General features: G+C 50.5%; 32 protein-coding genes and 1 pseudogene. 6 read left to right on the forward strand and 27 right to left on the reverse strand.

The features are described from left to right. Window positions 1-7 precede the first annotated feature (7 nt). Genes COO59_RS02550 through COO59_RS02570 form a run of 5 tightly spaced genes read right to left on the reverse strand, consistent with a single transcriptional unit; the run spans window position 8 to window position 3,453 of the window. Window positions 8-958, reverse strand: a complete 951-nt coding sequence (locus COO59_RS02550) for a phage tail protein (protein ID WP_103058287.1) — start codon at window positions 956-958, stop codon at window positions 8-10. Continuing rightward, the gene (locus tag COO59_RS02555; RefSeq protein ID WP_103058288.1) at window positions 955-1,563 is read right to left on the reverse strand and encodes a phage tail protein I; all 609 of its coding nucleotides are present in this window, start codon (window positions 1,561-1,563) and stop codon (window positions 955-957) included. Before COO59_RS02555 ends, COO59_RS02550 begins: the two co-directional genes overlap by 4 nt. After that, window positions 1,556-2,464, reverse strand: a complete 909-nt coding sequence (locus COO59_RS02560; RefSeq protein ID WP_103058289.1) for a baseplate assembly protein — start codon at window positions 2,462-2,464, stop codon at window positions 1,556-1,558. Before COO59_RS02560 ends, COO59_RS02555 begins: the two co-directional genes overlap by 8 nt. Window positions 2,465-2,467: 3 nt before the next feature. After that, window positions 2,468-2,818, reverse strand: coding sequence for a GPW/gp25 family protein (locus COO59_RS02565; RefSeq protein ID WP_103058290.1), 351 nt, complete (start codon window positions 2,816-2,818; stop codon window positions 2,468-2,470). Further along, window positions 2,815-3,453, reverse strand: a complete 639-nt coding sequence (locus COO59_RS02570; protein ID WP_103058291.1) for a phage baseplate assembly protein V — start codon at window positions 3,451-3,453, stop codon at window positions 2,815-2,817. The genes COO59_RS02565 and COO59_RS02570 overlap by 4 nt, the downstream gene beginning before the upstream one ends. A gap of 123 nt (window positions 3,454-3,576) precedes the next feature. Here COO59_RS02570 and COO59_RS02575 point away from each other — a divergent pair, with 123 nt between their 5' ends. Both COO59_RS02575 and COO59_RS02580 read left to right on the forward strand, forming a co-directional pair. Then, entirely contained in the window at window positions 3,577-4,035 is a 459-nt protein-coding gene (locus COO59_RS02575) for a hypothetical protein (protein ID WP_103058292.1), read from the forward strand. Then, a complete protein-coding gene (locus COO59_RS02580) occupies window positions 4,025-4,786 on the forward strand; it encodes a hypothetical protein (protein WP_103058293.1) in 762 nt (253 codons plus the stop codon). The genes COO59_RS02575 and COO59_RS02580 overlap by 11 nt, the downstream gene beginning before the upstream one ends. Window positions 4,787-4,796: 10 nt before the next feature. Here COO59_RS02580 and COO59_RS02585 read toward each other — a convergent pair whose 3' ends face one another. The 11 genes and pseudogenes from COO59_RS02585 to COO59_RS02630 form a co-directional block, all read right to left on the reverse strand. Then, window positions 4,797-5,246: a phage virion morphogenesis protein gene (locus tag COO59_RS02585; RefSeq protein ID WP_103058294.1), complete on the reverse strand. Its 450-nt coding sequence runs from the start codon at window positions 5,244-5,246 to the stop codon at window positions 4,797-4,799. After that, on the reverse strand, window positions 5,246-5,710 hold the full coding sequence (locus COO59_RS02590; protein ID WP_103058295.1) for a phage tail protein: 465 nt from the start codon (window positions 5,708-5,710) through the stop codon (window positions 5,246-5,248). Before COO59_RS02590 ends, COO59_RS02585 begins: the two co-directional genes overlap by 1 nt. Continuing rightward, entirely contained in the window at window positions 5,643-5,963 is a 321-nt protein-coding gene (gene lysC, locus COO59_RS21125) for an Rz1-like lysis system protein LysC (protein ID WP_240614071.1), read from the reverse strand. Before lysC ends, COO59_RS02590 begins: the two co-directional genes overlap by 68 nt. Then, window positions 5,884-6,234 (reverse strand): annotated as a pseudogene (locus tag COO59_RS02595) (Rz-like lysis system protein LysB); the annotation flags it as partial. The gene lysC and the pseudogene COO59_RS02595, both read right to left, overlap by 80 nt. After that, window positions 6,231-6,740, reverse strand: coding sequence for a lysozyme (locus tag COO59_RS02600; RefSeq protein ID WP_103058297.1), 510 nt, complete (start codon window positions 6,738-6,740; stop codon window positions 6,231-6,233). The gene COO59_RS02600 and the pseudogene COO59_RS02595, both read right to left, overlap by 4 nt. Next, window positions 6,724-6,954 (reverse strand): phage holin family protein, encoded by a 231-nt coding sequence (locus COO59_RS02605; protein WP_103058298.1) that lies wholly within the window; start codon window positions 6,952-6,954, stop codon window positions 6,724-6,726. The genes COO59_RS02600 and COO59_RS02605 overlap by 17 nt, the downstream gene beginning before the upstream one ends. Window positions 6,955-6,956: 2 nt before the next feature. Further along, window positions 6,957-7,160 (reverse strand): tail protein X, encoded by a 204-nt coding sequence (locus tag COO59_RS02610; protein ID WP_103058299.1) that lies wholly within the window; start codon window positions 7,158-7,160, stop codon window positions 6,957-6,959. Then, window positions 7,160-7,627, reverse strand: coding sequence for a head completion/stabilization protein (locus COO59_RS02615; RefSeq protein WP_103058300.1), 468 nt, complete (start codon window positions 7,625-7,627; stop codon window positions 7,160-7,162). Before COO59_RS02615 ends, COO59_RS02610 begins: the two co-directional genes overlap by 1 nt. Window positions 7,628-7,719: 92 nt before the next feature. Next, on the reverse strand, window positions 7,720-8,388 hold the full coding sequence (gpM, locus tag COO59_RS02620) for a phage terminase small subunit (RefSeq protein WP_103058301.1): 669 nt from the start codon (window positions 8,386-8,388) through the stop codon (window positions 7,720-7,722). 3 nt (window positions 8,389-8,391) lie between these two features. Continuing rightward, on the reverse strand, window positions 8,392-9,456 hold the full coding sequence (locus COO59_RS02625; RefSeq protein ID WP_103058302.1) for a phage major capsid protein, P2 family: 1,065 nt from the start codon (window positions 9,454-9,456) through the stop codon (window positions 8,392-8,394). 57 nt (window positions 9,457-9,513) lie between these two features. Further along, a complete protein-coding gene (locus COO59_RS02630; RefSeq protein WP_103058303.1) occupies window positions 9,514-10,359 on the reverse strand; it encodes a GPO family capsid scaffolding protein in 846 nt (281 codons plus the stop codon). Between the two features lie 143 nt (window positions 10,360-10,502). Here COO59_RS02630 and COO59_RS02635 point away from each other — a divergent pair, with 143 nt between their 5' ends. Together COO59_RS02635 and COO59_RS02645 are read left to right on the forward strand one after the other, a co-directional pair. Beyond that, window positions 10,503-12,266, forward strand: a complete 1,764-nt coding sequence (locus COO59_RS02635) for a terminase ATPase subunit family protein (RefSeq protein ID WP_103058304.1) — start codon at window positions 10,503-10,505, stop codon at window positions 12,264-12,266. Between the two features lie 180 nt (window positions 12,267-12,446). Further along, on the forward strand, window positions 12,447-13,484 hold the full coding sequence (locus COO59_RS02645) for a phage portal protein (protein ID WP_103058306.1): 1,038 nt from the start codon (window positions 12,447-12,449) through the stop codon (window positions 13,482-13,484). An 87-nt stretch (window positions 13,485-13,571) separates the two neighbouring features. Here COO59_RS02645 and COO59_RS02650 read toward each other — a convergent pair whose 3' ends face one another. The 11 genes from COO59_RS02650 to COO59_RS02705 form a co-directional block, all read right to left on the reverse strand. Then, on the reverse strand, window positions 13,572-15,275 hold the full coding sequence (locus COO59_RS02650) for a hypothetical protein (protein ID WP_103058307.1): 1,704 nt from the start codon (window positions 15,273-15,275) through the stop codon (window positions 13,572-13,574). Next, window positions 15,259-17,001, reverse strand: coding sequence for a hypothetical protein (locus COO59_RS02655; RefSeq protein WP_103058308.1), 1,743 nt, complete (start codon window positions 16,999-17,001; stop codon window positions 15,259-15,261). Before COO59_RS02655 ends, COO59_RS02650 begins: the two co-directional genes overlap by 17 nt. Before the next feature lie 738 nt (window positions 17,002-17,739). Next, on the reverse strand, window positions 17,740-17,925 hold the full coding sequence (locus tag COO59_RS02665) for a hypothetical protein (protein WP_103058310.1): 186 nt from the start codon (window positions 17,923-17,925) through the stop codon (window positions 17,740-17,742). A 188-nt stretch (window positions 17,926-18,113) separates the two neighbouring features. Further along, window positions 18,114-20,351 carry a replication endonuclease gene (locus COO59_RS02670; protein WP_103058311.1) on the reverse strand — a complete coding sequence of 746 codons (2,238 nt, stop codon included), beginning with the start codon at window positions 20,349-20,351 and terminating at the stop codon, window positions 18,114-18,116. Next, window positions 20,348-21,193, reverse strand: coding sequence for a DNA adenine methylase (locus tag COO59_RS02675; protein WP_103058312.1), 846 nt, complete (start codon window positions 21,191-21,193; stop codon window positions 20,348-20,350). The genes COO59_RS02670 and COO59_RS02675 overlap by 4 nt, the downstream gene beginning before the upstream one ends. Next, window positions 21,190-21,417 (reverse strand): TraR/DksA family transcriptional regulator, encoded by a 228-nt coding sequence (locus COO59_RS02680; protein WP_103058313.1) that lies wholly within the window; start codon window positions 21,415-21,417, stop codon window positions 21,190-21,192. The genes COO59_RS02675 and COO59_RS02680 overlap by 4 nt, the downstream gene beginning before the upstream one ends. Further along, complete coding sequence (locus COO59_RS02685) at window positions 21,417-21,641, reverse strand: DUF2732 family protein (RefSeq protein WP_103058314.1); 225 nt, start codon at window positions 21,639-21,641, stop codon at window positions 21,417-21,419. The genes COO59_RS02680 and COO59_RS02685 overlap by 1 nt, the downstream gene beginning before the upstream one ends. 69 nt (window positions 21,642-21,710) lie before the next feature. Beyond that, window positions 21,711-22,064 carry a hypothetical protein gene (locus COO59_RS02690; RefSeq protein WP_103058692.1) on the reverse strand — a complete coding sequence of 118 codons (354 nt, stop codon included), beginning with the start codon at window positions 22,062-22,064 and terminating at the stop codon, window positions 21,711-21,713. Window positions 22,065-22,095: 31 nt separating this feature from the next. Continuing rightward, entirely contained in the window at window positions 22,096-22,275 is a 180-nt protein-coding gene (locus tag COO59_RS02695) for a phage filamentation protein Fil family protein (protein WP_103058315.1), read from the reverse strand. 10 nt (window positions 22,276-22,285) lie between these two features. Next, window positions 22,286-22,795 (reverse strand): phage regulatory CII family protein, encoded by a 510-nt coding sequence (locus tag COO59_RS02700; protein WP_103058316.1) that lies wholly within the window; start codon window positions 22,793-22,795, stop codon window positions 22,286-22,288. Window positions 22,796-22,826: 31 nt separating this feature from the next. Next, entirely contained in the window at window positions 22,827-23,228 is a 402-nt protein-coding gene (locus tag COO59_RS02705) for a hypothetical protein (RefSeq protein WP_103058317.1), read from the reverse strand. Between the two features lie 113 nt (window positions 23,229-23,341). Here COO59_RS02705 and COO59_RS02710 point away from each other — a divergent pair, with 113 nt between their 5' ends. Continuing rightward, window positions 23,342-24,184: a phage repressor protein CI gene (locus COO59_RS02710; RefSeq protein ID WP_103058318.1), complete on the forward strand. Its 843-nt coding sequence runs from the start codon at window positions 23,342-23,344 to the stop codon at window positions 24,182-24,184. A 9-nt stretch (window positions 24,185-24,193) separates the two neighbouring features. After that, window positions 24,194-24,532 carry a DUF2511 domain-containing protein gene (locus COO59_RS02715; RefSeq protein WP_103058319.1) on the forward strand — a complete coding sequence of 113 codons (339 nt, stop codon included), beginning with the start codon at window positions 24,194-24,196 and terminating at the stop codon, window positions 24,530-24,532. The last annotated feature ends 125 nt before the right edge of the window (window positions 24,533-24,657 follow it).

Raw genomic sequence — 24,657 nt, forward strand, 5'->3', positions numbered from 1 at the left:
AATCTCCTTAATTCGGTGGGCTGTAGAGGTGCCATGAAAAGCCATTACTTGATGGGTCGCCGTTTGCCATCTGGCAGCGAGCCTTGAATCCGGTAGTGGTCACTGTATCGTCCAGGATCATCGAAACATGTAGCCGTTGAGCTGATGAACCTGCATCACTGGAAAGCCTTTCGACAACCGTTATATAACGAACAAGTTTTGGTATGGATATCGGGAAAACAACCGTTGCCAGCCCGCTGGTAATCGACGGGTTGTGGCCATACATTTCGATAGCGCCATCCGACCAGATACTCCAGACACCATTGACATTACTTCCCCGACTGGTCACATATTTCGCTTCGCCCAAACCGAGGTTTTTGAGAACGTCCGCGACGTTCCCGGCCTCTTTAATTTCAGCCAGAGCATTGGCGATCTGGAGATACTGTTTATGGGGATTAGCTGCAGCAACGTGGTCTGCCATCAGCTTATCGGCATAGGCTTTAACCTCAATCACAGCGTTATCCACATACTGCCGCGTTGCCAGTACCACTGACGGGTCAATCTTCAGCGTCACGGCCTCCGTACTGTTGACGATAAGGATCATGCGCACGGTCTGCGTGCGCCCGCTGCCCTCCTGCAACTGAGGCTTGTAGGTTTCCGCACAGTTGGCAACGGCAATCATCACGCCGTCAGCATCAAACAGGCCAATCTCGCGTATCCAGAAACCGCCGTCAGTTTCCGGGATAATCTGTTCAGCAATAATCTGGCTGCTGTTGGAGGCGTCAATACTCAGCTGATTCAGCGAGGCGCGGCGCTGCTCATTAATCAGCTTCGTCTGGCTGGCATTGGGTGTGGGTAACACGCCGCCGCCGTCACCAACCGCCATCTGCGTGATCTGCAGTTTAGTGCCGAGGGCGGCGGCATTTGCCAGCTTCGCTGCGCCGGGATTGGTCAGCAGCGCATAATATTTTACGGTCATGCGTTCACTCTCAGGTTATCAATAATGTGAACCGCCGCGCCGGAATAACCCGGCCCGCTGACGGTGATGGTTTCAGAAAGATAGGGGTAAACGGTCAGCTCATCGCCGGTGTAACAGGCCGCCGCGACGGGAAGCGCCCCGGTGGCGTCAAGGTTGATAGACAGGCCGATCAGATGGCGGCTGCAGGGCTTCGCGTCTGCAATCATCCTTTCCAGCTCGTTATACATTTCCCCGGTGATGCCGGTATCCAGTACCCCCACATCAAGCCGGAACGTGCCTGGCTCCTCGTTTGTCTGCCACCACTCCACAATGCGGATGAGATAGCCCAGCGGTTCAACCACGCGGCGCAGCGATCCGATGGTGCCTTTGTGGCGGTGAACGTATTCCGAGGCGGCAACCACGCTGCGCTTGGTGGATTCGGACCAGCTCTGATCCCAGCGGTCCACGGACCACGCCCAGGCCAGATAGGGCAGCAGCGGCAGGGGGCAGGTCTGCGCGTTCCACAGCCTGCGCAGCGGTACGGGGATTTCCTCAATCAGGGCGCAGGCTTCAGCCGCCGCCACCTCCAGCGCCGACGAGCCAACCGGCAGCAGGCGATCACTCATCTGAACCCCCGACGTTAATCACGTAACCGGTGCAGTACGCGGCCTGGGTTTTGTCGAGCACCACGTCATCTGCAGGCGCAGCCAGCTCAACGCGCTGCACGCCCTCAACATGCAACGCGGCATACAGCGCAGACTTGCGGATATCCCGCCCGAGCCGCACCTGCGCCGTGACAAAAGCGGCAAGCTTCGCTTCGGCAGCGGCGCGAATGGGTTCGCTCTCCGGCCCCGGATAGAGATAAAGAGTGGCATCAATGTTGTATTCAACGATTTCAGCCGACTGCACCCGCACCCGGTCAGCAACCGGGCGCACGTCTTCATCGTTCAGCGCCTTATCAACAATGGCGAGCAGGTCATCATCCGCTGTGCCGGTGTTCTCGCGTGAAAGAATGGTGATCGTTACGTTGGCCGGTGACGGGCTGATAGTCGAGGCATCAGCCACGCGTCCGTCGGCGCTTTTCGCGTGATACTCGTAAGCACCGGTCGGCCCGGCCACGCTCATCCCTTCAAAGGCTTCCGGGATACGCATGCGAAAATCATCGTCGCTTTCCAGAACCGCCGCTGTTGGCGGGATTGTGGTGTCATCTGCCGGAGTCAGTATCAGTCGCTCAACGTCATTGTTGGCCCCGAGCTGATCAAGGTCAGCCCCCGTTGAGTAAGCCACCATGACCGCCCGGGCGGCTTCGTTTACCCGCTGGCGCAGGATGACCTCGCGATAAGCGTTCTCTTCCAGCAGCTTCACGATCGGTTCAGATTCAAGCGTGAGCGTGCGGGCAATGGCCTCCTGTTTGTCAGCAGGATAAAGAGAAATCAGCGTGCTCTTGCGCTCAGCCAGCAGGGTTTCATAGTCCAGCTTCTCAACGATATCCGGCGCGGGTAACTGGCTCAGGTCGATTGAAGGCATAATTCAGCTCACTGGAATGGAGAGGTTAAAGTTGCCTGACGTGCCGGTGCGGTTGCCGGTAATATCAACCGTCATCTTGCCGTCAAAGGTGGATTCATAACTGATTGCGGTCAGTTCAATACGCGGCTCCCACTGCAACAGCGCCATATAGCAGGCAGACATTATCTGCAGGCGCAGCGCAGGATTATTGGGCTGGTCAGTCAGTGCGGATAAAAGCGAGCCATAGGTGCGCCGCATCACCCTTGAGCCAACCGGCGTGGTGAGAATGTCACGTACCGACTGGCTGATGTGCGCCAGGTCATCAACGCTTTCGCCGGTATCGCGCTGCATGCCGGTATAGGTTGCGCGGCTCATTTGGTACCCACCGTTCTGTCACCACCACGCTGCACGCTGCCATGCGTGTGATCGCTGACGATAACGCCGTTAGAGCTGAAGTTACCGCCAGTGTGTTCAACGCTGCCGGTCATCCTGCCGCCTTTAGTAACCTCAAGCGTTGCGGTTTTTAAGAGGTTGGTGCATTCAACTTCAGGCGAGTCCAGGGTGATTTTTTCACTGGCGGTAACCAGCACAACTTTTGTCGTCACGCTGACCGATTCAGCCGCCTGTACCGTGGCGGTTTTCATGCCCGTTGCGGTGAGAGCGCCGGTTTCCGGCTCGTACTCAATCACCGCGCCGTCAGGGAAACTGATGTGAATGGCGTCCGCTGAGGCTGAGGGCGCCGGGTTGTCATCGGAAAAAATGCCGGGCAGCACAAACGCGGAATCCAGCTCGCCGCCAAGCGAGAGGATCAGCACCTGCTCACCCTCTGACGGGGCATGCCAGCGCTTTACCCGTCCAGCGCTTGAGGTCAGCCAGTTGAGCCAGTCGGTTTCATTTGCCCCGGTCTGCACGCGACAAAGCCCGCCATCTAAATCAACGGCGGTCACGGTTCCGATTCGGATCAGGTTGCGCAGCAGGCGCAGGATTTCTGCAATATTTTCACTGTTCATCACATTATGATGACTTGAAATTGGCTACGCATTACAGTGAAATGATGTTGCTGGCACACTACACAACCTTTCCTCTGAAATGCTTTTAAGAGTACTTTCGTCAACAATTGAAGGCTTAATAAAATGAAAATTGAAATGAAACCCTGCGAGTTGCCTATTGATAAAGACGCAGTGCAAAGTGTGCTCATTATCCCAGATACATTTTGGCACTCATTAGAAGATTCAGCTTATACTTCAACTGCGCTAAGTTTTCACAAAGAACTAAAAAATACCTTGCCAGTTGAATTTTTGACCCCGCCCAAAGCTTTAATCGAGCAAAGAAGTAGTGAATGGTTTGGTCCAATTCTCTATTTAGCTGCAAACATAGTCCAAAACAATCCTGACATATTTGACTTAATAATTGATGCCGTTAAGATTTGTGCAACTAGAATAACAAAAAAAGATGAAACTGCATTAGTGCGCTTGAGGATTATTTGCGAGGAATACAACGACACAAAGAAAACAGAGTTAAGTTATGAGGGGGGAGTGGAAGGTTTAAAAGAAATCAAGTCAGTCCTAAAAGGAGTAATCAATGGGAAGTAAAAAAGTTAACTTAGATGATATTGAGTTGGAAGTTGCGGAACTGTCTAAGGACGCCTTTACTGATTTGCAGATCACTACATCGAAAATAATTGTGAGGAGATGGATTGACGCTTTAACTTTTTCAATTGGAGGCATCAAACAATATAAGCAACAAGCCATCGAAAGAGGGTATGGTCATGGAGCTGACAAAATTCTTTATTTCCAATGCGTCCTTTCCTCATTGCTTTCTTTATATAAAGTTGTTTTGTATTTAAAAGAAGAAGATAACCATAAAGCATGGGCTTCATTGATTGATGCAGAAGATTACCTTAAAGTATGCACAAGCTTTATGAAGAAATATCCGCCGATAAATGAGGATGAAAGTCACGGGTTGGATGGGCTTTACATGACAACAGAAAATTTTGCAAACCTTCTATTCCCTAAGCATGCTTTGTTTAACAGTCCTGGGATGATTGAAAGCATTGGAGTTTGTTCAGTCTGCTCATTGTCATTCATTTTGTGTGAGCATGTTGAAGAGTGCATTTATGATGGTATATATTGCCAAAGGGTTGATAGGGAGATTTTAGAGGTTAACCATATGGCATTGGTGGAGTTTCCACGCGACAGAAGATGCATCATAAATACACGCCACGATAAAGATGGATATATGATCGATGTATTCAGCCGCGAAAGGGTAGAGGGGCAAGACGCCCCAGCCCCTGATAAATACCAGTCGGTTGTGCTTAATATAAAAGGTATAGATGTGAATTGATCACTACAAATTAATTGCCCAGGTGGGCAATCACTTCGCGCTCAATCATTTCAATATCGGCCTCACTGAAACCCAGAAGCGGGCGGGCCTCATACTGCACCTCTTTGCCGCCCCGGCTTGCCCGATCCCGCAGCCCGTAATGATGCACGCGGGCCATGCGCTGCACGTTCCCGGTAAACTGCACGGCGGCATCATCGCTGTTGCCTTTCGCCTTGAGGTATTTTGCGGTACGGAGTTTCGCGAACATCTCACGCTTTACCCGGCCCTTTTTGCCGCGCAGGGGCTGCCGCTTGCGGGGTTTGAACGGGGTGCCGTCCGGTGCCTGCTGGCGTTTGATGTTCTGCTGCTGACTGGCACGCAGGCGTTTCGCAATGGCAGCGGCCATCTGTTTACGCGACTGCGGGGAGAGGTTGTTAATGAGTGCCGACAGGCGGTCATCAAAAGCTTGCAGCCCGTCCATCACAGCCACTCACTGATCAGCTGACCGGCAAGATAGAGCTGTTTGGGTGCCTCATCGTTATCAGGCAGCGGCGGCTCAGGCACGCGGTCAACGTGCAGGGCGCCATCCACCTGACGCACAATCACGCGCTCGGTAAGCTGCAGTTTAATGCTGATATCGATCAGGGTGTCGCTGATGATATCCACCTCATGCGTGAAGCCCGTTCTGCGCCTTTCCTCGGTTGCCATAATGTCGGGCTGATTCTCACGCAGCCAGGCCAGTACCGGCACAATCAGCAAATCGACGTTACCCGGATAATCGGTGATAACGAGATTGAGCTGATACTGATCCTCAAAGGACAGCGAAGCGGCAAGCGTTGAGACAATGCGCCCGCTGTCCACGAACATATTCAGGCTGTCAGGATTTGTCTGCAGATGCGGCACGCAGTCGGTCAGTACCTTTCGCAGCTGGGCTGGCTTTAACATCGTGTTCCTCCTGGCAGTCTTTGATGATTTCAATCTGCAGCCCGCACGATGCAAGCGCAGCCTCTAACCGGCGGTTGTCAGCCGCCAGATCGCCCTGCGTCTGCAGGCTGTTTGCCGGGAACGGGCAGCTTGTCACGCGCGGACAGCCAGTCCAGATAATCTCGGGCGCTACTGAAGGCGGGACGACTGTGCAGCCGGATAACATCATCAGGCAGGACAGCAGCAGACCAGCCGCGAAGGTCTTCGCTTGCATCGGTTTCTCTCTGTATTTGCAGTTCACGGTTAAGGGCAGAGGTACTGGCCCGGCCCTGCATCAGCCGCAGTTTAGCCTCGCGTATCTGCCCCTCTTTTGCCTCGTCATTCATCCGGGCAATGGCTTTATCCCGGCTTTCAATTCCGGCAGACAACGTGCCGATGATGCGCTGGGCGCCGGTCAGCTCCGTTTTCGTGGTTTTCAGTTGCCAGCAGGCTGACCCCAGCCCCGCAAGCAGCAGGGCAGACAGGACGATGAGGAAACGGATCATTGCAGCCCCTTCAGGCAGTAAGCCGTCTCGTTTGCCCGGCGGTTCTGCAGGCCACGATTAATTTTGCCGTCCACGTAAACCCAGCGCCGCAGCTCGTTGCACGCCGCCCGCCAGTGAAGGGCGTTGATGTGCCTGGCAAAGGTTGACTGACAGACGGCGCGCACGCCGACGTTGAAACCGAACGATACGGTTGTGTCATAAACCCGCTGAGGCATTGTCACCGGCATACACTGCGCAATGCCGCGCTCCACGCGGATCACGTCATCAATCAGATTGACCGCCGCCTGCCGTTCGCTGACCTGGCTTGCAGCCGTCACGCCCAGGGTGTGACCGATCCCGTTGGTCCACACGCCCGCGCTGCACTGGTAAGGCGACGTGCGGCACCCTTCAGCGTTGGCAATCAGCGCCAGACCGTCACTGGAGGTTTTCAGCGTCTGAAATTTTGGCAGCATCGTTGCGACGGCCAGCACCGCAACCACGGCGCAGCGCTTAGCGAAGGAGTTCATTGGTTACCCCCTCGTCAGGCTGGCGCTGCTCAAGCAGCCGGAAGGTTTTGCGCCGGTAATGCCAGTTGATAAAAAAGCTCGCCACGTTCAGCCCCAGCGTGGTCAGGGCAACCACCGTGCCGACCATAAAGGCAATATCCTGAATGGTGTGGCGGCTCAGCCACATCATCAGCAGCCCGACGATGTAACTCAGAATTGAGCTGTTCTTTTCCATTCTCAGTCCCACAGATTGAGCGTTTCGCTCGTTGAAGATGCAGGCAGTTCAGGCAGCTCAACGGCATAACCGTGGGGCAGTACCGGTCCCATCTCAGCGAGGCCGGTGTTTGCTGCATAAACCAGTTCAACTACCTGCTGCGTGCGCCCGTACCAGCGAAAACAGATTTCGTCCACGGTATCGCCCTGCAGCGCATAGATTTTCATCAGAGCAGCCCGATAATGCAGGCGCGTTTATCCGCGACTTTGCTGATGCTGAAGCGGGCATCGCGCCAGTATTCGTCCGCGCTGGCTTTGATTTCGTCTGCCTTTTTGGTGCCGCTGGCGTCATAGCCGCGATAGCGTTCAACGATAGTCGCCGCCGTCAGGTGACTCACCGCGTCAAAGTAGTTGGTGAGCTTCACGCTTTCGCCGTCCAGGCTGTCTGCAGGCACATCAGCCAGCAGCTCAAATCCGGCGTCCATCTGCTCAGCCCGGTACTCGTAAAGCTCGGCGTTGACCTCAGAGATAGCCGTTTTCACCGCCTGCCTGAGCCGTGCCGCTGTGACCGTTCCCTCATAGCGCAGGGTTTCGCGAAGCCGCTGCAGGTCCACGTCAGGCCAGAAAAAGGTGTTAACAATCGGCGGCTCGGCAGCATCTGCCGGTCGCGGTTGCGGAATGACTACCGTGCTCATAGTGGGCCTCTGAATAGGTGGGCGGTGGACGGCGGCATTGATACCGTTAAACGGATCGCAGCAGCCGTGCCGCCCGGCGCGGGGCGCGTTCGTTAACGACGGGCAATGGCCTGTTTTTTCAGTTCCGTTGCCAGCCGTTCAATGTCCTTTTTAACGCCGCTGCCCTGATGAAGCTGCAGCGCACGTTTCAGGTGTTCCATTGCATCCAGAGTCCTGCCCATATCGCGAAGCACATAGCCCGTGATTTTGTGCAGCTTGGCGCGCACTTCATCGGGCATGTCTTCGGATTTCGTCAGTTCAAGCGTTGCCAGCAGCGGGTCAATATCGACTTCCGCTTTTGCCGTCCAGGCGCGTGTTGCCGCCTCGGCCACGTCCTCAGCCAGAAGATAAGCCGTACTGTTGCGCTTGTAGGTATCAGGTGGCACCAGTCCGTGCTTCAGGGCATAGCGGGCAATCTCCAGCGCGCCGGGAATATCCCCGGCATCCAGACGCCAGATCATGACGGTCATCAGGATGGCATCCTGTACACCTTTGCCCGCGCTCAGTACGCCTGCCACCCACGGCAGATAACCGGGCAGCATCTCGCGTTTCATCTGAGCCTTGCTCTCTATCGAGCGCACCTTTTTCAGGCGGCGCTTGTCTTCATTGAGCTTCATTAACATCAGCTCATAGCCGTTGGCGTGGCGCATTGGCCCGTCAGCCTGTTGGGACGCGGCGACGGCCTGCTGGCGCATAACGTGACGCTGGGCAGGACTCAACATGCATTACTCTCCGGCTGGGGCTTCAGTAGCGGTGAAATCACCGAGTTCGATGTTTTCCACCAGGCAACCCGCCGCGTAATCCTCGATCACGAAGTCCTCGTTGATGGACTCGTAATTTTCGATGCGGTCACGCTTCGCCACTTCCACAATCAGGCGGCGGTGCGTGCCTTCCTGCCAGTAAATGGAGAGGTTATCCAGACGGGTGATCATCAACGCATTAGCCGGGAAATACGGCACGCGGATGGCGGGCAGGTTGCCGATGCGCTTCTGGCTCACAATCACGTCAGCCGCCATCTGCTCGGTTGCCGCCTGCGTCTGGTTAACCAGCGGGAAATACTTGTCAGCCAGCAGCTGACGCCCGCAGATAACAACCAGCTCCGGGTCTTCCTGATACCACGGCTCGATCATGCTGTTGGTTGCGTCCATCACCAGTGCGTCAAGGTTGGCATAGTCACCGGCTTTGCCGACGCGGACTTTAGCGGAGATAACCTCACCGTCTTCGCCGGTGATTTTGCTCATCACGCGCTTTGGTGCGTTGGCGCGGTACTTCTGCAGCCAGCCCACGGCGACGTCCTGCAGCAGCGGGTTGGCTGCGCGGTTGGAGGTTTTAGCCCGGGCAATCCCGTTGAAACCGGCCATGATGCGATCCAGCGCCTGACGCTTGATAATCGCGTCACGCAGGCGGGCTTGAAAATCTTCATAGCGCGCCCACAGATCAAGCTGGTTGTAACGAATGTGGAAGTCGTAGTTGGTCTGGGTACATTCGTAACCGTCGGCGGTCAGGTCTGAAAAGTCAGCTGTTTCACGCTCGTCACCGCCTGCGGTGTCCGTGGTGCTGGCAATCGAACCGGTCACGCCGATGCCGATTTTTTCCCCTTTCATATCCACAACGGGGGTGATGTTGATGCGGGTCAGGAAATCAGAAGACTTCTGCACGCGGGTCATCAGCGTCTGACTGACGGACGGCTCTACGGAAAATTTCTTGTCCATATCGCCGGTGTCCACGCCGTTCAGCTCGGCCAGGCGGGTCAGAAAGGCGTTAAATTTAAAGCGGGTGTTCTGGCGCATTGTTATTCCTGTAATCAGAGATTAGGTAAGCCGTTCTTTGCTGCCATATGGCAGCGGTTAGCAGTCGGTTTCCACGGACGTTTTGCCGTCGCCACCGCTGGCACGCGGACGGCGGTTAAAGTTGCCGTCGGTCTTCTCAAGCTGCTGGGTCAGCGCACTGACTTCACTGCGGCCGGTTGTGGTTTCCTGCTCCAGCGCGTCGAGACGGTCAGAAAGTTTCTTTTCAAGCGCAGAGAACTGAGATTCAACTTTTTCACCGGCACCCTGTACCTGCTCGGCAATCAGGGTGACGGCGGCGTGCACGTCGGCAGACTGTGCGTCACTCCCTTTTTTATTCGCAGAGAACATCGCGCTGATGCGGGCCATAAGGGACGGCGCGGGATCGGCTTCCTCATAGAACTCAATCGGGGTTTCTTCAGCGGCAGTAAAGAGATTGCCTTTAGCCTGTTTGCGGGAGGTCAGCGGGTTCACTGCAGCGCTTGCACTGAAGCTCAGGATTTCCGTGCCGAGGCTTGCCGGATCGTCGGTCACGGCCAGGCCAACCAGATAGGCTTCGCCGGTGTCAGCAAATTCGGGATTCACTTCAACGGAGGTGTAGATTTTCTGGCGTGCTTTCGACATAGCGATCAGCTCGTCGGTGGGATCGATGTGGCCATAAAGCGCCAGCTTACCTTTCAGCGGACCATCCGCAATTTCTTCCGCTTCAACAGCCGTCACATCGCCAAACCGACGAAAGGCGCTGTCGGCAGAGTAACCACGGATGTGCTCCATATTGATGCGGGCGCCGTACATTTCCGGGTTGTAGTTTTTCGCCATCTGCGAAATCCAGTCGCGGGAAATCACGCGTCCGTCGGTGGTTGCGCCTTCAGTTGCGATGCGAAAACGCTTTGCTTTAGTTGCCATTAATCAGGCTCCGGTGAGTGGTTGGTTCAGGTCACGGCCAGTTTCACCACGAACACAACGCCACTCAACGAAAGCCGGTTTGCTCACTTCTGGCACAACAGAGAGAGCGCGCAAGGCAGGGCGGGCCTCGGTAGCCTGATGCCATGAAAACGACACCGACCACCATCATCAGCGATCCCCGCCGACAGGCCGCACTGCTTTACTGGCAGGGATTCTCCGTGCGTCAGATAGCGGAAACGCTGGGCCAGAAAACGCCAACCGTGCAGAGCTGGAAGCTGCGCGACGCATGGGAAGACGTTGCGCCCATCAGTCGCGTTGAGAACAGCATGGAAGCCCGGTTGATTCAGCTCATCATGAAAGAGGTGAAAGGAAATGGTGATTACAAAGAAATAGACGCGCTGGGGCGGCAGATTGAACGGCTTGCCCGCGTTGAGCGCTATCGCCAGACCGGCAGCGAGGCCGATCTCAATCCTAACGTGCGCAACCGCAACCGGGGTGAGCGCCAGCCGGTGATTAAAAACGAGTTCAGCGAAGAGGCCACGGATAAACTGACGTCGCTGTTTATGGATAACTGTTTTAAGTATCAGCTGCACTGGCACAAGGCTGGGCTGGCTCACCGTATCCGCAACATCCTCAAATCCCGCCAGATTGGCGCAACGTTCTATTTTGCCCGCGAAGCGCTAATAGATGCCCTGGTGACCGGCCGCAACCAGATTTTCCTCTCAGCCAGCAAGGCGCAGGCCCACGTTTTTAAAAACTACATCATCGACTTTGCCCGGCAGGTTGACGTTGACCTGAAGGGCGATCCGATTGTGCTGCCAAACGGCGCACGCCTGATTTTCCTCGGGACCAACGTGCGCACCGCTCAGAGCTACACCGGCAACCTGTATCTGGACGAATATTTCTGGATCCCGAAATTCCAGGAACTGCGCAAAGTCGCCAGCGGCATGTCGCTGCACAAGAAATGGCGCACCACGTACTTTTCCACGCCGTCGAGCCTGTCGCACAGCGCCTATCCGTTCTGGTCTGGCGAGCTGTTTAACAAAGGCCGGCGCAATAAGTCAGACCGGATTGAGCTGGATCTCAGTCACTCGCACCTTGCAGGCGGCGCGCTGTGCGCTGACGGTCAGTGGCGACAGATTGTCACCGTTGAGGATGCGTTGACTGGCGGCTGCAATCTTTTTGACTTGGACCAGCTCTCGCTTGAATACAGCCCGTCTGAATATCAGAACCTGCTGATGTGCGAATTTGTGGATGATGAGGCCAGCGTGTTCCCGTTCGCGGAGCTGCAGGCCTGCATGATCGACAGCCTGGAAGAGTGGACCGATTTTAACCCCTACGCGCTGCGTCCGTTTGATTACCGTCCGGTCTGGATTGGCTATGACCCGTCCCACACCGGCGACAGCGCCGGGTGCGCCGTACTGGCCCCGCCATTGGTTGCGGGCGGCAAGTTTCGCGTGCTTGAGCGCCACCAGTGGCGGGGCATGGACTTTGCCGCGCAGGCCAAATCCATTAAAGAGCTGACGGAGAAATATACCGTTGAATATATCGGTATCGACGCCACCGGCATCGGCCAGGGTGTGTTTCAGCTTGTCCGGCAGTTTTTCCCGGCTGCGCGGGAAATCCGGTATTCGCCCGAGGTGAAAACCGTGATGGTGCTGAAAGCCAAAGACACCATCAGCAGCGGGCGCCTGGAGTACGACGCGGGCAACACCGATATCACGCAGTCCTTTATGGCTATCCGCAAAACGATGACCGCCAGCGGGAACCGCTCTACCTATGAGGCCAGCCGCAGTGAAGAGGCCAGCCACGCTGACGTTGCCTGGGCAATCATGCACGCGCTTTTAAACGAACCGCTCACCGCTGCCGACGGCGGCCAGAGTCCAAATTTTGTGGAGTTTTACTGATGATGAATACCAGACACGGCGCGCCGGAAATAACCGGGCTGAATCCTTTTTTCCCTGAGCTGAATGAGACCGAACTAAGAGAGTTCAGGGCCAGGCTGAAAGGGGCGCTTTCACCGGAAAGCTTTCGAAAACTTTTTGTGTGTACGTTCGATAGTGAAGTTTCTGATTCAGGTGACAAAGATGAGTAAGCGCAGGGGCCGCAGGGCATTTGAAAATCAGTCGCACCCGCTACAGCCCGCCCCCCAGCATGCCGAGGCGTTCAGCTTTGGCGAACCGATCCCGGTGCTGGATAAGCGCGATATTCTGGATTATGCCGAGTGCATCAACAACGGGCGCTGGTACGAGCCGCCGGTCAGTTTTCACGGGCTGGCAAAAAGCCTGCGCGCCGCCGTTCATCACAGCTCGCCCATATATGTGAAGCGCAATATTTTATTGTCCACTTACATACCGCACCCGATGCTCAGCCAGCAGGAGTTCAGCCGCATCGTGCTGGACTATCTGACGTTTGGAAATGCTTTCCCGGAGCTGCGTAAAAATGCGCTGGGGAACGGGTTCCGGATAGAGTGCTCACCGGCGAAATATACCCGGCGCGGGGTTGAGGATGACGTTTACTGGTTTATTAATGACTGGCAGGACGCGCACCGGTTTGAACCCGGCAGCATCTTCCAGCTGCTTGAGCCTGACGTTAATCAGGAAATCTATGGCCTGCCTGAATATCTGAGCGCGCTTAACTCAGCCTGGCTGAATGAAGCGGCAACGCTTTACCGTCGCAAGTACTACCAAAACGGCGCGCATGCGGGGTATATCCTGTACATGACAGATGCCGCGCAGAGCAGCAGCGACATTGAACAGATGCGCAAGGCAATGCGCGATACAAAAGGGGTAGGCAATTTCCGTAACCTGTTTATGTATGCGCCCAACGGTAAACCAGATGGGATCAAGATTTTGCCGCTGAGCGAAGTCGCTACCAAGGATGATTTTTTCAATATCAAAAAGGCCAGCCGCGACGACCTGCTGGCCGCTCACCGTGTGCCGCCCCAGATGATGGGTATCATCCCTGACAACGCTGGCGGGTTTGGTGATGTTGTTAAAGCGTCGCAGGTGTTTGTGCGTAATGAGCTAACGCCACTGCAGGAGAGGATGAAGGAGATCAATAACTGGCTCGGTGAGGACGTTATCTACTTTAAGCCTTACAGCCTTGAAAAAGATGAAGACTAAATTAATGAGATAGGTCCTAGATACGCCCTATGATAGGGCGTGATTAGATCTGTGAGGTCGCAATAGACGTATAGAGTTCACTGTTTATTAGAGGGAATCTATTAACCAATTTCTAATAAAATGGAAAGGGACTGGATATCGGTAGCAGCGACAGGCTATCAAAAGTAAAGGAGATTTATCTTTAGTTACTGCTGACATTTTTATAAATGAATCGGATTCCTCACATTCTTGAATTGCGTGTGTTAGTGTTCTAACACCATTTGTTGGGAAGGTGGTTGACGCTGATCCATGCATTGCCAAGTTCGAATACATATTTTTTTCGCTAAATTGGTTGGGATACCAATACTGCAATGTACAATGTGATAATTTATTTATTATGAACTCTTCTAGCTCTTGACCTAATGCATTCAACTTATATGCTGAGCAGAACAAAGCCAGTAAGGGATATAAAACACTAGCTTCAGTAGCTTTATGCTTATAACCAATGTCATTTTTATCAAGTTTGCTATGTTCGAGTAATTTCTCATAAGAGTCATGAACAACTGGATACATGTTGTTGAACTCAAATGAAAAAATACTTCTATTTATAATTTCTGATAACCAACCGCTTACAAATTTATCAAAATCTGAGTTGTTTGAAAGCAATGCTATTGCCAGCCCGATATCGATTGCTTGTGAATCTTTATATGGTGATAGCAGTGTTGGGTTATTCACAACTAACAAATTGATAGAATTTGTTATAGCTTTGAGTCGTAAGCGTAAAGCATTCTGCTCTTCGGTTTCACCATCAATTGGTGGGTTGATAGTATAATTCCTAGTTAATGAGTCTAATATCCAATGGCCTTTGACTGATAAGCGGCCTAACACATCGAAGAGTTTGATATTTATATCAATAGGGCAGGGGGACTGAACCGCATGTGATAGAGCATATTTAAGGCCAGTATAAGGAATTACACAATGGTCGACATAGTAATCAGTAATTTGTTGATATGTTTCGTTAATGCTGTTGAATGATTTTGAAGGTTTATTTTTTCCTGTGTAGTAACCTTTAACCTTATCCCAAGACAAGAGCAATGCCCGCTCTGATGAAATATAGGCTGATTCTATATTCCCTGCGTCGCGGCACCATGAAAACAAAATCCACAAACAAACATTTATTCGCGTTATAGACGATGCAATAGAATCTGAGTCATCAGCCATTAATAAAATCTCACTAATTAATAATGAAAAATGCCTACTTGAACTCTCGGGTTCCTCAAGAAGTGCTAAGGATTTTCTGAGTAAAGCCTGGCTAGAGCTTGGGAGTAATTCTTCTTTTAACAAATATTGCTGAATAAGTTCTGAGAGTTTATCGCCATTCCACTCTTCAAATGAGATGTGTTCTTGAGAATTTCGGGCTTCATAGCCAGATACTTCTTGTCTGATCCCTGAATTCACATCTCCACCAAAACATAAGCAAATAACTATTTTCTTATCTCTGTGTTCAGGAGGCAGACGACTAGGAATAAACGCGTCCTGAATTTCATCTAATGAAGGTCTAAGGGCTTGATCAGTATTGCCACTCCATGTTTCGCGAGTAAGATTTCCAGACTTAACAGAAAATAAATAAACTTTGCTTTCTTCACCATTTAGTTTTCCTACCGCGGCTATATCTACGCCATATTCTTTTATTCCCCGGCGCGGTGATATGAATACATTCATTCCCATGTAACTTAATAAAACTGGCAGTACTGCATCTAATTCTGCTCGCTCTTTTAATGAAGCAAGGTATTGCTTAAGGATTAATTTCATTATTCATTGCCTCGCATCGGCAGCTTATTAAAAAATATTCTAGAGATACGGGATCTAAAGTATTCAATCTTGGCATTTCAGTTGAATTGGAAAAGGTGTGCATTTGCGCTTCCTGTCGCACTTTTTTTCCATCTAATTGGTGTTGATAATAAATTGAGCTATTGCCATATAATATTCTTTGGGTAGCGGCTATCTTACTTATAAAAGATTTTTTTGATGCTTCTTCATGGGCATTTTGCATGCTTTTGCTAAATTCTTTCCAATAAGCAGTTAAATTCTCGCTAGGAGATTTTAATTCATTTAACCCAGATATTTTCTCGAGGTCCATATGATGCTTTTCAAGTTTTTCAAGTAATCTCTGGCAGAGGTTTTTTTGAAATTTTGTTTCGATACATGACTGGAAAAATGGTTTAAGTTCTCCAGGATAACTTATTAGCAAAGGATCATATAAAATATTTTCAAGCTCTAAAATTGTTGTTGTAGAAGCAGTTTTTGAAACTGATAAAATGAAATTTGCCGTAGCAGTAGGCTGTGTAAATAGCCAACCGACAGCCTTTCGGCTAACAAAGATTTTCTTCTCTTCATTATCTAACAAAAATTCTTCTGCTTTTAAATTAACTCCTTCATCCGCAGCACTTTCAATTAAATTTAGAACATTACGGCAAAGCATTGCGTTTCCATCTAAAAACCATTTAGTGATTATATGATTAGAAAATTTTTGATGTTTAGTTAATAAAATCCTTGAGAAGTAGTCCAGCGTTTTAAAGTTAACTCCTACAGAAATAATTGATTCTAATAACTCCTCAGTTAGGGGGTGCAACCCTCTGTTAATCAATCTGACCAATAAGTGGTCAATATTATTTATAATGCCCACATGCTCAGGGGAAACTTTAGCTAATTGCTTAACCAAAACATTCAACACGCTCTCTGGTAGATCTAAATTCTGGAAAGAGATTAATTTTGATATTTCATAAAGTACTTCGGGAGAATTTTTCTCATCCAATTTTATTATGAGATCTTCTATTTCTATCCAGCGTGAAGGGGCTTTTTCCCCAAAGAGAAGTATTGCCCTCAGTATTGAAGCGCAGCATCCGCTGTCATGCTCACTTAAGATGCTCTCCCTAAGTATTTCCCAAATCTGAACATCCTGACTTTCATCGAAACCCAATTTCCCTAAAATAAAATAGGCTTGAGTTCTAACTGCTTCGTTGCTATTGGCAATGAGAGTTTTAGTAATCTTTATAGCATCAGCTACATTATCTGTGTCATACGCGAGGATCGAGTTAGAAAGAAAAGGGGCATACAAATTCAGCTCGCTTTGTGTCAGGATATACTCAACACCAGCTTTCGGTCGGTGTGCTTCCATGCTACAGAAACGTTCAAAAGCCCCATGGACTTCAAAAAAGGATAAATCTCCATCGGCCTGTTGTTTAAGGTGAGCTAGACAATTCAGTACATCTTCAGTTTTTGCATTTAAAGAAGGTAATACTTCTACAAAAACTCGCAAAATCGTAAAAAAATTGCTTCTGCAAGTTTTTTTGTCGATATTGCTCATAATCTTGACGAAATCTATTTTTCTTAAGTTGTGCAGTTCAGAAATTGCCTTTATCAAGGCTTTCTCTTCAGAGTGTATTTCTTTGACATACAAATTGTTGATTTGACTAAGCAGGTTCTCAGCCGTTCCACCTGCTGCTAACAATGTAAGTTTTGTTTCTTCAAACAACATTTCCCTTTACCTCACAATATTGTCATTCGGTCACTGAACACATTTGTAATGTTATTCGAAATAGGTCAAAATATAATTTTCTGTCCCCTTAGTATATCTGACTGCGATACAAGAAATATCTTCTTGGTGTAGGGATATCATTGCATCGATGCAGTGTACCCACATCATAAAGGTGACGGTAAAAATATTATTGAGATTTTGTGCACTATGACCTGATGAGGTCAGTAACAGTGAACATGAAAAAGGCTAGATCGAGTGCTTTTTTATAGTACAGGCACACAAATGAGTTTAATGAAATCTTAATTTTCTGCAACCTCCATATAACACTCTCAGCGCCATGCTGCGCCGTTCTCAACACTTATCCCCATCAACATCATCCTAAGGCCCGGCGCGGACTCCATAACGCTAGCACATAGTGCATACATGTAAACGGGCTCAGCGCGCAATGCTATCCCCGCCTCGCCTGCCCGCTTTAGTAACCTCATTTCATGCAACTGCACGATCCTCATAAAGCGGCGCTGTATCTGGCGCGGAGGAGGGTACAAAGTAGAGGATCCTGCATGCGGATCCATGCAGTCTATGCATGCATGGCTACAGGCCACCGATTTTGGTGGCCTGGTGAGGGTCAGTGAGTGAAGTAAAAGAGGTGTAAACCTTTACGATCTTCAACAATGACATGGCCGATTTTATGGTTACGGTTCAGACTGAGTTCAACTTGCATTGCAATTTCCATCCAGGCTAATTAGCCGAGTAAAAAAGGCCATCACTATCTTCATTGCGCGGTTCTGAATTAGTCAAGTCAGCAATGATGGTTAGTGCCAGCTCAAAATCGGTTGGTTTGCAGTTCGCTATCAACGAAATCTCGGCGATAAAACGTACACACGCCATTTTTTTATGCATGGCGTTCAGGTCGTCCAGCTGCATATTTCCCCCTATAAAAATACTGTGTTTATGTACAGTATCATGTTGGTTTAGTGGATTGAAAGGATTTTGTTAAGATAAAACCTAACTTTTACTCCTATGATTACCTTGATAAATATTGTTCTATCACAAGACCTTAGCTGGCTTCTTTTGATACGGATGACCTTCGCCAGCCGAGTGAAGCAATGATTTCATTTTGCGGCAATCATGCGCAGATGATTAAGCCTGGTTAACAGATCTGAGGCTACAATCGGTCTGGGTGCACGGTACAGCTCACCACTACTGGCGCTGCGACACCAGTCACCTGCGATTTTAGTATCTACGCCATTAATAAGACGCGTAGCCAACCCACGGCTGATGGTTTCGCCCGTCAATTCTCGGATTTGGTCGATCACTCTGGCACATGCCGCTTCCACTTTGCCGGAACGTCTGAAGGTGATTGCTGCTTTCTCCGGCCGTTCACTGGTCAATTTCCTTAATAAACGACGCCGTTCCTTCCGGGGCATACTGTCAAAATCCATATTTGGCATAATGTCCGGCTGCATCAGATCCTCAGATCCCGATCTCCCCGTACAGTTATTGACAGAACTCCGAGAGGGCGCATTCGCACCCTTAAGGTCAACACCCAAATCAACGGCCCGCTTCGCGACAATTTTCCACTGTACGAGGCGGGTGAGGATTGGGGTGTCTTCACCAACAGAGGTGGCATATACGCCTTTGATGCGCACGGTTTCCTCACCGTATTCGTTGCACTCTTCCGATGACTGATACCAGGTGCGCACCGCCAGCTCATCACGACGAACAAATGGCCCGCCCTGAGCGTTAACATATTCAGCCCAGTCGCCAGTGTCGGCGGCATCATGCGCTGCAGCAAACTCGACACTGAGGCCGTGAGCGGTTTCGCTGTCATTCATTCGGCGCAGTTCGCGATAAACCGTCACCGGCGCACCGCCAACAAACTGAAACTGGCGAATGTGCCAGCGTGCCGCCCAGGCTGAAACGGCTGGAGCAGTCTCTTTCAGCTCCTTGCCGCTTTCATCGTCCAGCTCACCATCCAGCGCGTAACCGTCGATATTTTTTGAGATGTACTTAGCCACATAGCCAGTAGCGCTGCCTTTCTCCGGGTCGATAGCCTCAGCATGGAAGCGTGCCTTGCGGGCTTTATCGGTAGCCAGCTCGCCACTATCTTCCTGATATGAGTAATCACGCAGAATTTGACGCACGCGGTCCACATCTTCAGGCTGCATGAACATCAGCATGTGCCAGTGCGGGGTCGCGTCGTGATGTGGCTCCGCCACGCGAATGCCAAAAATGCGGATATCTTCGCGGTGCAGTTTTGCGCGGACTTTCTGCCAGACATTGCAGAGATAACTCTGAGTGTCTGCCGGGCTGGCACCATTCCATTTACGGTTGCGGTGGCCTGTTTTGATTGTGGCGTGATAACGCGACGGGGCAGTGATGGTGTAAAACTCACCCACAAAGCCCATTTCATTACAGATATTTTCAAAGCCACGAATACGGGTCATTAACTCGCAGCGACGGATCGCGGGATTAGCCACGCTGCCATCGTATTTTTCAATCAGACTGATGCGATTTCCTTCCTCATCTTCCAGCTCCATCCCTTTAAGGAATTCACGGGTGCGGCGCTTCTGCTCACGCCATTCGATCACGGTCATGCTGCTGGCGTAAGGGGTATGTTTTTTGCTGACGTTAGCCAGGGCAATCTGAAGGTGTTCACGCCAAGCGGCGGCAATGCGACGCAGGCGGCCTTTCCACCACTTTTCAGTCTGCATCCGCATAATGGCCGGGGTAACTTCTTCCGGATCAAACAGGCGTGAGGTGACTTTTTCCCAAAGCGGCGGGGACTGCTTCAGCTCCCGCGTGATGGTGGCCGCCATCATGTAGATGCGGTGAGTGTACTTATATTCTGATTCATCGCCGCCCTGACCGTGTGCCTGCGCCAGTTCAGCGAGAAGAAAACTGGCAACATCGCCAGCCAGCAAATCAACATCCGCACGGGCCATTTCTGGTAGGCGGTTAAAACGCCTCATTAACTCCCATAACATACCGGCAGCGGTAGCAGCCCGGCTGTTATCTCCGGCATTCTCCGTCAGTGTTGTAAACGTGCCCTGGTTCATTTCACCCAGGCGATACTGCGCGTTTACCAGCTCAAGGCGTGGCAATGTCCGCTCTACGAAGGTTTTCGTTAAGTAGGCATTGGCCCGCTGAACTCCGTGTTCTTTTTCCAGCTCATTCAGGCGGCGATTAACATCAATACGGACAAGCGCAGGCTGGGCTTCCAGTAATTCCCGCGCATGCGCAACAGCCGCGATCAGCTGATCACGGCGGTGGATTTCATCGTAAGTAAGATATGGACTGGCAATGGCCTGCCGTGGGGCGTTCCATGCCCACTGATACTGCTCTGTCATGCCAGAATCCCACCCGGATAAACTTCCGGATTGGCATATCTTACCGCAGTACCGACAGGGCGACTGACCGCAATAATCTCTTCGGCGCTCTTGCTCTTACCCGCTGCAACGCCAATGCTGCGCGGGGCAGTAATCTGATGAAGGTCAAACTGGCGATACAGGCTTTTAACCAGACTGGTGTTGCTGTTGGATGCGATGACCGGGTGACGGTTTGCAACGTCACTCAGGACAGAGGCCAGCTCATACTGTTTGTCTTTGCCAAAGCCGCCGCCGTGATACTCCGCAAAAGTGCCATCGTATGGAGGATCGCAATAAACCACATCGCCGTTTTTCAGCATGTTCAGCGTTTCAGTGAAATCAGCGCAGATAAACGTTGCCCGTTTTGCTTTCTCAGCAAAGGCCTGGACTTCTGCCAGTGGGAAGTAAGGCTCAGCATAATTGCCAAACGGAACGTTAAAGTTTCCCTTCTGGTTATAGCGACACATGCCGCGATAGCCATTGCGGTTCAGGTAAAGAAAATAAGCGGCCCGCTCCAGCAATGGCAGGCCGGGATGATGGTTGAACATTTCCCGCACTGTGTAATAGCTTTCCTCTGAGCGATTGTCAGAAAAAGCACGCCATGCCAGCATGATGAATTGCTGCGGAAAATCTTTAATCTGGCGATATAGATTAATTAAATCGGGATTAACGTCTGCCACCAGATAAGCGGGAAAATCCGTATTCATCATTACAGCGCAGGAGCCCGCGAAAGGTTCTACAAGGCGATCCCCTTCCGGCAGGTGCTTGGAAATTGCATGCATGATGCGGGATTTGCTGCCCGGCCACTTCAGAACGGTATTCATAATGACGCCCCTTTAAAATGAGTGGCGTGCAATTCCTCGACTTCCTTACAGGTCACACAAAGAGTTACGCCGGTAAGAGCCTTGCGACGCTCTTCAGGGATCGGGGCTTCACACTCTTCACAAAAGAAAGCGCTGATCTGCACCGGGCGGTTAATCACATTTGCCAGACTGCGTGCCAGATTCTCTGCCTCGCGCTGCTGTGCTAAATCCATTGAATCAGCCATTAGTGCAGCTCCTGTGATTCGTGCTCAAAACGCAGAGCCTCCTGGCGGAGGAGTTCAGCGACATCTTTGTGATTCATCTCCTTTCGGGTAATAACAATTGCCAGCGCCTCAAGCCGAATTGAAACGGCCAACGCTTTATCTTTTCTTTCTTCAGAACGGGCTTCTGTCAGTAACTGATTCAGGTGCAAGTCATTGGCTGACTGCATTACTTCTGATTTATTCATTGTGCTTCTCCTGATTTCGGGCAAAAGAATGCCCGGCGTGTTTACGCCATTGATTTTGAGATTCGTTATTTATTCAGATAAAAAACTGTCTGCGACTGAAAACTGACGGGGGAGAATACGACCCCAGCGACACATTTTATTCATCGCCCTGATAATCATTTCGCGCTGAGACTCTGTGAAACTTTCAAACGGCCTGCCTATTTCATCCTGTCTGAATGTTGCCGGGCGCTCGCGATTAGCCAGGGTCATTACACAGAATTTAAATTCTTCATTCTGGCGGTTGAAATAACGCAGCGCCGGGTTGTCATTGTTCTTACGCATTTTGCGCCACGCCTGTTGAAACTCGCTAAAAGTCATCTTCTCAACGGTATCAACACGTGCATGCACGAGGTGAATCTGTGTGAATGGCTTTGCCGGTTGCATTGTCTTTGCTGCTATTGCCGCACGCCCCATATTAACCCCCAACCTTAAGAATGAATTTGAGCATTGGCTTTTGTTTCTTTGTCAGCCCACGCAGCAGAGCTTTCTGGTCATTACTTGGATGCCAGCGCTTTCCGTCTTTCCCCATAATCCAACCGTGACCGTAAGCAGGTGACGGACTCTGACGCTTAAGCAATGATGCAAAGGAAATCATATTGTTCACCTCAGCTCAGGCCAATTGACGCGCCTATCCCGCTGATTGCATCAACGGTGCTGGCAAGAGTCGGGTTTGACTGGACACGCGCATGAACAGTTAAGCCGATAAGCGACAGGCAGCGAATGCCTGCGTTAACGTTTTCCATGAAAGCGCTTGTGCGTGAGGCTGTCATTCTTTCGCCGGATACGGCTGCAGCAGCAACTTTCCCCAGCTCAGCAGTTGCCTGCATAACGTAATGCGTCATGCGTTCTGCTTTGGCTTCATTCACTGGTACGGCTGGCAGGCATTTCATCTGCGCCAGCAGGCCATCGATAAGCGTGGCATCTTCAGTAACGTCGGTCAGCATTGCGATTTCTGGTGCAGTAAGCTGATGCACCTGATCGGGGTTCAGCTTGTTGCGTAAAGTCTGCTGATTCATACCAACCTTGTTAGCCAGCTCACGGATGTTGTGGCGAGAGGCAAAAGCCCGGCAGGCATTTTCATAGTGCGATTGTTGGGAAACCTGAAAATCAAACATGGAGTTCGTTCCTTGAGCTTGCATAATCAAGTTAAGGTTTGATGTAACGGCAGTTAAGAGCGTGTTGGCGATTCTTCTCGCGCCACGCAGCCACGTTAATCAGCGGGTTGCCATGCTTCGTCATTGTTGTTTCAACAACCTGACCAGTTTTTTTATTTTTCCTGTTCTGCGTGTAAGTGGTTGAAGGGGTAGGGGCAAGCAGCACTACTCCATTAGCTATCCACTTTTCAAGGACGGCTTTGCTGATACCGTTTACCGCGGCAAAATCATCTTTTGACATAGTGGGTGATGTGCTTACAGCTACTGCACGTTCAACAGCTTCATTGACTGCAGCGCTCAAGGCAGGCATCAACAGAGAGGAAATATTAGTGAGGAATTCTTTTGACTGCAGTAAGTCAAATGCTACCCCATTGTTTGATTTTTCAGTTTGCATAACGCAGTATCTCCTATTGCGATTTTGTTCTACGGTGTTACATGTGGTGTGTGGCTACTGTAGATCGCTTTATTTGAACTGTAAATGCATTTTTGCGAGTGACGGTAAGAATTATGCGACTTGAAAGTGCTGTTGCAGGCGATGTGCTTGAAAGAATCCTTTCGGCATATGGGTTTACAATGCAAAAAGATTTAAGCGATAAGTTAGGTATTGCCAAAAGCAATGTGGCGAGTTGGCTGCAACGGGGACAGGTTCCTGGAAACGTTATTGTTCAATGTGCTCTAGATACTGGAAGCGACGTCAATTGGTTAGTAACTGGCGAGCTTGCAAAAGCAAGCTCAGTAACTCAAGGCTCTGACCTTAAGGGGAAAGAGCTTTATGATGAGGTAATGTCAAACGGTGGTAAGCCAGTCTTACGGCGCCTCATGGACGCATACGGGTTTACATTACAAAAACAGCTCTGTGAATTATTAGATATATCTTCGGGCACAGTTAGTACTTGGGTTCGTCGTGACTATTTCCCGGGCGACGTGGTAGTGGCCTGCGCGTTAGATACAGGTGTGTCTCTAAAATGGTTAGCTACAGGGAAGGGAGAGCCGAAAATTTCAGAGCCTGAAGCTGCCCCCATTAGCAGAATCCCGAAGTTCAGATTTGAATCTGGTCGCCTTAAGGACTCTGGTCATTGGACTGCAGATCCCTCTCTTTTCAACACTCCTACAGATAACGCCGAATATATTGAAGGTGTGAAATATTCTTGGCTTATTGATAGATCACCAAATGAAATTGGTAGTGGTCGATGGTTCGTTATCGTTGACGGAGCATATGACGTTTTCGACATTTCTCGGTTACCGGGCAGCAAATTAAGATTAACCAATAACGCTATTAGTTATGAGTGTGCCATAGGAGATATTGAACCCTATGGTGTAGTTTTATTTACTCTTGAAAAAAACATATAGAAGGGAATCATGAAAAAATTAATCTTATTAGCTTTAACTTTAAGCTTCTGTGGTACTGCATTAGCTAAAGAGAATTCTGAGGCTGTTTTTAAGAGAGATTTTAGTGATGAGTGGCCACTTAGCTTTGATCGCGCCGTTCTGACCTGCGTGCCGGGTAATGGAGTTTTTGTCATCAATCCAATGAGTGAAATCAAATATCCTATAAACGGGATAGCCCAAGGATTAGCAAAATCTGGCAGGGTTAAGGCAGGGGATTTAAACTCAGTATGGCTTGATGATCCCGATTATCCTGGCACCAAAAAGAGTATTGGTGTCTTACTCGATAAGGGCTTGGAACTGTGCGACTGATAGGATGAAAAAGTTGTAGCCATTTCATCGCCAGCTTACAATGTAACTTGTTGATTATAAAGGCCGAAATAAGCGTGGCTAGTTTTTTGGATTCTGTATAATGAAATATTTTTTTAAGTAGAGGA

Origin of the sequence: Mixta theicola (genome assembly GCF_002895925.1) — a bacterium.
Classification (GTDB): Bacteria; Pseudomonadota; Gammaproteobacteria; order Enterobacterales; family Enterobacteriaceae; genus Mixta; species Mixta theicola.